Here is an 8,768-nt window from a genome sequence, read left to right as displayed (position 1 = left end):
GCCGGAGCATTCCGGCGGGGGCCGCCCCGGTGTCCGGGCCGCGGACCACCGCCGGCGCTCTCCACGCCCGGCGGTATGCCGCGGTCAGGATCTCGTCCCGTCGGATGACGTCAATCCCCTTGTGTGCGGGGAAGGTTGGCAGGGCGGAAAGCGTTACCGCAACGCGCCCGACACCCCGCCGTATGGATGAGCGTTGTACAACGTAAGCTGTAGCGGTGCTGATTCGAGGCAAGTGGGGCGATAGTGCCTGGCCGTACGGCCCGTAGGCAGCGCTCCGCACTCGGCAGAGCGGGCGGCGTGTCCGGAATGGGATGTTTTGGGTCAGCAGTGTAGAACGGGAGATGTGACGGCAATGACGGAAAATCTCCAGCTCCGAGGTGCTCACGCCGTCCCAGCGCCGGGCGGTCCGTGGTGACCAGTACCCGGCAGGCGCACCCCGACGGCGCCGTACCCAGCACCCTCGACAAGGCAGCGGACGAGAATTTCCCCGTAGCCCCTTTCTTCCTGCCCCGTGCCTGGCGCGACGACCTGATGGCCGTCTACGGCTACGCGCGCCTGGTCGACGACATCGGCGACGGCGATCTCGCCCCCGGTGGCGCCGACGCCCGCCACCTCGGCGTCGATCCCGCGCGGGCCGACGACCGGCTCGCCGTGCTCGACGCCTTCGAGGCCGATCTGCACCGGGTCTTCGACACCTCGGGCGACGGACCCCGCCACCCCCTGCTGCGCGCCCTGCTCCCCACCGTGCGGCGCTGCGCGCTCACCCCGGAGCCCTTCCTCGGCCTCATCGAGGCGAACCGGCAGGACCAGAAGGTCCGCCGCTACGGGACGTACGAGGAGCTCCTGGCCTACTGCGAGCTCTCCGCCAACCCGGTGGGCCGGCTGGTCCTGCAGATCACCGGCACCGCCGGCCCCGAACGCATCCGCCGCTCCGACGCCGTCTGCACCGCCCTGCAGATCGTCGAGCATCTCCAGGACGTCACCGAGGACCTCGGCCGCGACCGGATCTATCTGCCCGCCGAGGACATGGCCCGGTTCCATGTCACGGAGGCCGATCTGGCCGCCCCCTCGGGGGGCGCGTCGGTGCGTTCGCTGGTCGCGTACGAAGCCGAACGCGCTCGGGAATTGCTGAATGAAGGCACCCCGCTGGTGGGTAGCGTCCACGGCAGGCTCAAGCTGCTTCTCGCCGGATTCGTGGGAGGGGGGCGCGCCGCCCTCACCGCGATCGCGGCCGCCGGGTTCGACGTACTGCCCGGACCGCCCAAGCCCACCAAGCCCAGCCTGCTGCGCGAGGTGGGAGTTGTCTTGCGAAGAGCGCGTAGAGAGGGGTGAGCCGGACCGTGGAGGGACAGACGACGTACATGTCGGCACCGGTACAGGCCGCATACAGTTACTGCGAGGCGGTCACCGGACAGCAGGCGCGTAACTTCGCGTACGGCATCAGACTGCTGCCGGCCGAGAAGCGGCAGGCCATGTCGGCGCTGTACGCCTTCTCCCGCCGGGTCGACGACATCGGCGACGGCGAGCTGGACGCGGACACCAAGCGGGCCCGCCTGGAGAGCACCCGCAGCGTCCTGGACCGGATCCGGGACGGAGCGGTCGACGAGGACGACACCGACCCGGTGGCCGTCGCGCTGGCCGACGCCGCGCGCAGATTCCCGCTCCCGCTCGGTGGGCTCGACGAGCTCATCGACGGCGTGCTGATGGACGTGCGCGGTGCGACGTACGAGACCTGGGACGACCTCAAGGTCTACTGCCGCTGTGTCGCGGGTGCCATCGGCCGCCTCAGCCTGGGCGTCTTCGGCACGGAGCCCGGCGCCCCGGGCGCCGACCGGGCCGCGGAGTACGCCGACACGCTCGGACTCGCGCTCCAGCTGACCAACATCCTGCGCGACGTCCGCGAGGACGCCGGCAACGGACGTACCTATCTGCCCGCCGACGACCTCGCCAAGTTCGGCTGCTCGGCCGGCTTCCACCGGGCCACCCCGCCGCCCGGCGCGGACTTCACGGGCCTCGTCCACTTCGAGGTGCGGCGCGCCCGCACCCTGTTCGCCGAGGGCTACCGGCTGCTGCCCATGCTGGACCGGCGCAGCGGCGCGTGTGTCGCGGCCATGGCCGGCATCTACCGGCGGCTGCTCGACCGGATCGAGCGCGACCCCGGGGCGGTGCTGCGCGGCCGGGTCTCGCTGCCGGGCCACGAGAAGGCGTACGTGGCGGTGCGCGGACTGTCGGGGCTCGACGCCCGGTACATTTCCCGGCGTACCACCCGGGGGCGTGTCTGATGCGCCGTGCGGAGTTCTCGCGCACCATGTGCAACACGGAGAACCGGTCGGCCCGGCGATCAACCCTCCGTAGCGCCGACACGTCCCTGACTGAAGTGACCCGGCGAAAGGAGGACGCATGACGGACGACACCCCGCGCTCCTCCCGCGCGGTCGTGATCGGTGGCGGACTCGCCGGCATCACCTCGGCGCTGCGCCTCGCCGACGCCGGGCTTGACGTGACCCTGCTCGAAGGCCGGCCCCGGCTCGGCGGCCTCGCCTTCTCCTTCCGGCGCGGCGAACTGACGGTCGACAACGGACAGCATGTCTATCTGCGCTGCTGCACCGCCTACCGCTGGTTCCTCGACCGCGTCGACGGGACGCGTCTGGCGCCCCTGCAAAACCGTTTGGACGTGCCCGTTCTCGACGTCGGACGTCCCTCGGGTCCCCGGCTGGGACGGTTGCGCCGCAACGCACTGCCGGTGCCCTTCCACCTGGCCGCCGGACTGGCCGGCTACCCGCACCTCTCGCTCGCCGAGCGGGCCGGTGTCGGCCGCGCCGCACTGGCGCTCGGCCGCCTCGACCCCGACGACCCCGCGCTCGACACCGTCGACTTCGGCAGCTGGCTCGCCCGGCACGGCCAGTCGCCGCGCACCATCGAGGCCCTGTGGGACCTGGTCGGCGTCGCCACGCTGAATGCCACCGCGCCGAACTCCTCGCTGGCCCTGGCCGCGAAGGTCTTCAAGACCGGACTCCTCTCCGAGCCCGGCGCCGCCGACATCGGCTGGGCGAGCGTGCCCCTCGGCGAGGTGCACGACACGCTGGCCCGCAAGGCCCTCGACTCCGCCGGGGTCCGCACCGAGCTGCGCACGAAGGCCGCGGCCCTCACCCGTACGGAGGAGGGCCGCTGGACCGTGGACACCGGCGGCGAACGGATCGAGGCGGACACCGTCGTCCTCGCCGTACCCCAGCGCGAGACCCACGACCTGCTGCCCGAAGGCGCACTCGACGAACCCGGGCGGCTGCTCGACATCGGCACCTCGCCGATCCTCAACGTGCACGTCGTCTACGACCGCAAGGTGCTGCGCCGCCCGTTCTTCGCCGCGCTCGGCTCCCCGGTCCAGTGGGTCTTCGACCGCACCGACGCCTCGGGCCTCACCGGACCCGGGCAGTACCTCGCGGTGTCCCAGTCCGCCGCCGACGAGGAGATCGACCTCCCCGTCGCGGAACTGCGCAGCCGCTACCTGCCCGAGCTGGAGCGGCTCCTGCCCGCCGCACGCGGGGCAGGCATCAGGGACTTCTTCGTGACCCGGGAGCGCACGGCGACCTTCGCCCCCGCCCCCGGCGTCGGCCGGCTGCGGCCCGGTGCCCGCACCCGTGCCCCAGGCCTCTGCCTGGCCGGCGCATGGACGGCCACCGGCTGGCCCGCGACGATGGAGGGCGCCGTCCGCAGCGGGTTCAGCGCGGCCGACGCCGCCCTCCGGGCGCTCGGCCGCCCCCACGTACATCCGCTGCAGGAGGCGGCATGAGCAGTACCACCGGAACAAGAGGAGAGTCAGTGACCCCGGCGAATCCGGCTTTCGACACCGTGGCCGACACCACGGACGTCACCGCGCTTCTGGAGCGCGGACGGGCCCTTTCCACGCCGGTGCTCCGGGCCGCCGTTGACCGGCTCGCACCGCCCATGGACACCGTCGCCGCCTACCACTTCGGCTGGATCGACGCCCAGGGACAGCCCGCCGACGGCGACGGGGGCAAGGCCGTCCGCCCCGCCCTCGCCCTGCTGTCCGCGGAGGCCGCAGGTGCCGCCGCCGAGGCCGGCGTCCCCGGCGCCGTGGCCGTCGAACTCGTGCACAACTTCTCGCTGTTGCACGACGACCTGATGGACGGCGACGAACAGCGCCGCCACCGCGACACCGTCTGGAAGGTGCACGGCCCCGCCCAGGCGATCCTGGTCGGCGACGCGCTCTTCGCCCTCGCCAACGAGGTCCTGCTGGAGCTCGGCACCGTGGAGGCGGGCCGCGCGACCCGCCGGCTGACCGCGGCCAGCCGCAAGCTCATCGACGGCCAGGCCCAGGACATCTCCTACGAGCACCGCGAGCGGGTCACCGTCGAGGAATGCCTGGAGATGGAGGGCAACAAGACCGGCGCCCTGCTCGCCTGCGCCTGCTCCATCGGCGCGGTCCTCGGCGGCGCCGACGACCGGACCGCCGACACCCTGGAGGCGTACGGCTACCACCTCGGCCTCGCTTTCCAGGCCGTCGACGACCTGCTCGGCATCTGGGGCGACCCCGAGTCCACCGGCAAGCAGACCTGGAGCGACCTGCGCCAGCGCAAGAAGTCCCTGCCGGTCGTCGCCGCGCTCGCCGCGGGCGGCCCGGCCTCCGAGCGCCTGGGCGAACTGCTCGCCGCCGACGCCAAGAGCAGCGATTTCGACAGCTTCTCCGAAGAGGAGTTCGCCGCCCGTGCGGCACTCATCGAGGAGGCGGGCGGCCGCGAGTGGACCGCCCAGGAGGCCCGTCGACAGCATGCGGTCGCCATCGAGGCGCTGCACCGCATCGACATGCCGCAGACCGTGCGGGCGCAGCTCACAGCGCTCGCGGACTTCGTCGTCGTACGAAAGAGATGATCACTATCTGCTCCATATGACTCGCAGTCGCCGGCCGGCGCCCTTGCCAGGGCGCCGGCCGACGGAGACCCCAGCACAGCAGAGGACCTGACTGCACGAAGGGGAAGCCATGACAGCGACGACCGACGGAAGCACCGGGGCCGTGAACCCCCGCGCAGCCTCGGCCAGTAAACCGACCGACACAACCATCGCCGCGGACGACGTGCTCGCCGCCGCGCGGCGGGCCGCGGAACGCTCGGTGGAGCACCTCCTCGGCAGACAGGACGAGCAGGGCTGGTGGAAGGGCGACCTCGCCACCAACGTCACGATGGACGCCGAGGACCTGCTGCTCCGTCAATTCCTCGGTATCCAGGACCCGGACACCGTCCGGGCGGCCGGCCGCTTCATCCGCGGCGAACAGCTGGGTGACGGCACCTGGGCGACCTTCCACGGCGGCCCCGGCGAACTCTCCACCACCATCGAGGCGTACGTGGCCCTGCGGCTGGCCGGGGACCGGCCGGACGAACCGCACATGGCCCGCGCCTCCGGATGGATCCGCGAACAGGGCGGCATCGCGTCCGCCCGGGTCTTCACCCGGATCTGGCTGGCCCTGTTCGGCTGGTGGAAATGGGACGACCTGCCGGAACTCCCGCCCGAGCTGATGTTCTTTCCCAAATGGGCCCCGCTCAACATCTACGACTTCGGCTGCTGGGCCCGCCAGACCATTGTGCCGCTCACCATCGTCTCGGCGAAGCGGCCGGTACGCCCGGCCCCCTTCCCGCTCGACGAACTGCACACCGATCCGGACAACCCGAACCCGCCCAGGCGCCCCGCACCGGCCGCCAGCTGGGACGGCGTCTTCCAGCGCCTGGACAAGGCGCTGCACGTCTACCACCGGATCGCACCGCGCAAGCTGCGCCGGACCGCGATGAACGCAGCGGCCCGCTGGATCATCGAACGCCAGGAGAACGACGGCTGCTGGGGAGGCATCCAGCCCCCCGCGGTGTACTCCGTCATCGCCCTGCACCTGCTCGGCTACGACCTGAACCACCCGGTGATGCGCGCAGGCCTCGAATCGCTCGACCGGTTCGCCGTGTGGCGCGAGGACGGCGCCCGCATGATCGAGGCATGCCAGTCCCCGGTCTGGGACACCTGCCTCGCCACCATCGCGCTCGCCGACGCCGGGGTCAGCCCCGACCACCCGGCGCTCGTCAAGGCCGCGGACTGGATGCTCGGCGAGGAGATCGTCCGGCCCGGCGACTGGTCCGTACGCCGCCCCCGGCTCAACCCGGGCGGCTGGGCCTTCGAGTTCCACAACGACAACTACCCGGACATCGACGACACCGCCGAGGTGGTCCTCGCACTGCGCCGGGTCCGCCACCCCGACCGGGCCCGCATCGAGGCCGCGATCAAGCGCGGCGTCCGCTGGAACATCGGCATGCAGTCCCGCAACGGCGCCTGGGGCGCCTTCGACGCGGACAACACCAGCGCCTTCCCCAACCGGCTGCCCTTCTGCGACTTCGGCGAGGTCATCGACCCACCGTCCGCCGATGTCACCGGGCACGTGGTGGAGATGCTCGCCGTCGAGGGGCGGGCCGGACACCGGGTCACCCGGCGGGGCATCGAGTGGCTGCTCGCCGAACAGGAGGCGAGCGGCGCCTGGTTCGGCCGCTGGGGCGTCAACTACGTGTACGGCACAGGGTCGGTGGTGCCCGCACTGGTGGCCGCCGGACTGCCCGCGACACATCCGGCGATCCGCCGCGCGGTCGGCTGGCTGGAGTCCGTGCAGAACGACGACGGCGGCTGGGGCGAGGACCTGCGTTCCTACCGGGAGGAGAAGTGGATCGGGCACGGCGCCTCGACCGCCTCCCAGACCGCCTGGGCGCTGCTCGCCCTGCTCGCCGCGGGAGCCCGGGACAGCGTCGCCGTGCGGCGCGGGGTGGCCTGGCTCACCGCCACCCAGCAGGCCGACGGCTCCTGGGACGAGCCGTACTTCACCGGCACCGGATTCCCGTGGGACTTCTCCATCAACTACCACCTCTACCGTCAGGTGTTCCCGCTCACCGCACTCGGGCGATACGTGTACGGCGAACCGTTCGCCGACCGCACGGCCACCCGCAAGGGGGCCTGATGGCCGACGGCCCGAGGACGGCCGGCTCCGCCGCTCCGCTGCTGATCGCCTGTGCGCTCGGCATCGAGCAGTTCGCCCTGCGCCGCGGCCGGGGCAGGGCCGGCGCGGCTCCCGGCCCGGTGACCGTACTCCGTACGGGCATGGGGCCCAGGGCCGCCGAGGCGGCCGTCGCACGGGCGCTCGGCGAGGACCGGGCGCCCGGCACGGCGGTCCTGGCCTCCGGGTTCTGCGCCGGGCTGCTGCCCGGCATGCACCCCGGGGACCTGGTGGTCGCCGACGAGACCCGGGAGGCCGGGGACTCGACGGTCTGTACCGGCCCGGGCCTGCTCGCCGAGGCCCTGGCCAGGGCGGTGCCCGGCCGCGCCGTCCACACCGGTCCGCTGACCGGCTCCGCCCATGTCGTACGCGGACATGAGCGGGCCGGGCTGCGGGCCACCGGAGCCATCGCGGTGGACATGGAGTCCGCCGCCACTCTGCGCACCGCTCTGCGGTCCGGGCCCCGCCCGGTTGCCGCCGTACGGGTGGTCGTGGATGCTCCGGAGCATGAGCTCGTCCGCATCGGGACCGTGCGCGGTGGAATATCGGCTTTCCGAGTTCTCCGTGCCGTCCTGCCTGCTTTCTACGAATGGCACCGATCTTCGCTGCTCCCCAGGAGGTGAGCCAGATGGCCATGCCGCTCCGTCAGTCCATCAAGGTTGCGACGTACCTCATCGAACAGAAGCTCCGCAGGCGGGAGAAATTCCCGCTGATCGTGGAACTGGAGCCCTTGTACGCCTGCAATCTCGCGTGCGAGGGCTGTGGGAAGATCCAGCATCCGGCCGGCGTGCTCAAGCAGCGCATGCCGGTGGCCCAGGCCGTGGGCGCCGTGCTCGAATCGGGCGCCCCGATGGTTTCCATCGCGGGCGGCGAACCATTGATGCACCCGCAGATCGATGAAATCGTCCGGCAGTTGGTGGCACGCAGGAAGTACGTCTTCCTGTGCACCAACGCGGTGCTGCTCCGGAAGAAGATCGAGAAGTTCACGCCCTCCCCGTACTTCGCCTTCGCCGTGCACATCGACGGGCTGCGGGAACGGCACGACGAGTCCGTCGCCAAGGAAGGCGTCTTCGACGAGGCCGTGGCGGCGATCAAGGAGGCCAAGCGGCGCGGATTCCGGGTCACCACGAACTCCACCTTCTTCAACACCGACACCCCGCAGACCATCATCGAGGTCCTCAACTACCTCAATGACGACCTGAAGGTCGACGAGATGATGATCTCGCCCGCCTACGCCTACGAGAAGGCCCCCGACCAGGAGCACTTCCTGGGCGTCGAGCAGACCCGCGAACTGTTCAAGAAGACCTTCGCGGGCGGCAACCGGGCCCGCTGGCGGCTGAACCACTCACCGCTCTTCCTGGACTTCCTGGAGGGCAAGGCGGACTTCCCGTGCACGGCGTGGGCCATCCCGAACTACTCGCTGTTCGGCTGGCAGCGGCCCTGCTACCTGATGAGCGACGGCTACGTACCGACGTACCGTCAGCTCATCGAGGAGACCGACTGGGACAAGTACGGCCGGGGCAAGGACCCGCGCTGCGCCAACTGCATGGCGCACTGCGGCTACGAGCCCACCGCCGTGCTCGCCACCATGGGATCGCTGAAGGAATCCCTGCGCGCCGCGCGCGAGACGGTCTCCGGGAACCGGTGACGTCATGACCGCTGGAGAACCCGTCGCACTGGGTCTCCCCGGGCTGCCGGCCCGGCCGCTCGCGATGCGCCGCCCCTCGCGGCGC

7 protein-coding genes are annotated in these 8,768 nt (G+C 71.6%); all 7 read left to right on the top strand.

Annotated features, from left to right (window positions below; all coding sequences use genetic code 11):
- Positions 1 to 411: 411 nt before the first annotated feature.
- The 7 genes from hpnC (at position 412) to hpnH (ending at position 8,683) form a co-directional block, all read left to right on the top strand.
- On the top strand, positions 412 to 1,332 hold the full coding sequence (hpnC, locus tag EES42_RS25840; protein ID WP_124720635.1) for a squalene synthase HpnC: 921 nt from the start codon (positions 412 to 414) through the stop codon (positions 1,330 to 1,332).
- Positions 1,333 to 1,361: 29 nt separating this feature from the next.
- Positions 1,362 to 2,282, top strand: coding sequence for a presqualene diphosphate synthase HpnD (hpnD, locus tag EES42_RS25835; protein WP_206433572.1), 921 nt, complete (start codon positions 1,362 to 1,364; stop codon positions 2,280 to 2,282).
- A gap of 118 nt (positions 2,283 to 2,400) precedes the next feature.
- Positions 2,401 to 3,789: a hydroxysqualene dehydroxylase HpnE gene (hpnE, locus tag EES42_RS25830; RefSeq protein ID WP_124720633.1), complete on the top strand. Its 1,389-nt coding sequence runs from the start codon at positions 2,401 to 2,403 to the stop codon at positions 3,787 to 3,789.
- Positions 3,786 to 4,889 (top strand): polyprenyl synthetase family protein, encoded by a 1,104-nt coding sequence (locus EES42_RS25825; RefSeq protein WP_164495317.1) that lies wholly within the window; start codon positions 3,786 to 3,788, stop codon positions 4,887 to 4,889. Before hpnE ends, EES42_RS25825 begins: the two co-directional genes overlap by 4 nt.
- Positions 4,890 to 4,998: 109 nt before the next feature.
- Positions 4,999 to 6,999 (top strand): squalene--hopene cyclase, encoded by a 2,001-nt coding sequence (gene shc / locus EES42_RS25820; RefSeq protein WP_124720631.1) that lies wholly within the window; start codon positions 4,999 to 5,001, stop codon positions 6,997 to 6,999.
- Positions 6,999 to 7,658 carry a phosphorylase family protein gene (locus EES42_RS25815; protein WP_124720630.1) on the top strand — a complete coding sequence of 220 codons (660 nt, stop codon included), beginning with the start codon at positions 6,999 to 7,001 and terminating at the stop codon, positions 7,656 to 7,658. Before shc ends, EES42_RS25815 begins: the two co-directional genes overlap by 1 nt.
- 5 nt (positions 7,659 to 7,663) lie before the next feature.
- On the top strand, positions 7,664 to 8,683 hold the full coding sequence (gene hpnH / locus EES42_RS25810; RefSeq protein WP_124720629.1) for an adenosyl-hopene transferase HpnH: 1,020 nt from the start codon (positions 7,664 to 7,666) through the stop codon (positions 8,681 to 8,683).
- Positions 8,684 to 8,768: the final 85 nt, after the last annotated feature.

The organism is Streptomyces sp. ADI95-17, assembly GCF_003846175.1.
Classification (GTDB): Bacteria; Actinomycetota; Actinomycetes; order Streptomycetales; family Streptomycetaceae; genus Streptomyces; species Streptomyces sanglieri.
Note: the sequence above shows the minus strand (reverse complement) of the source record. Positions and strands in the feature narration are given on the sequence as shown.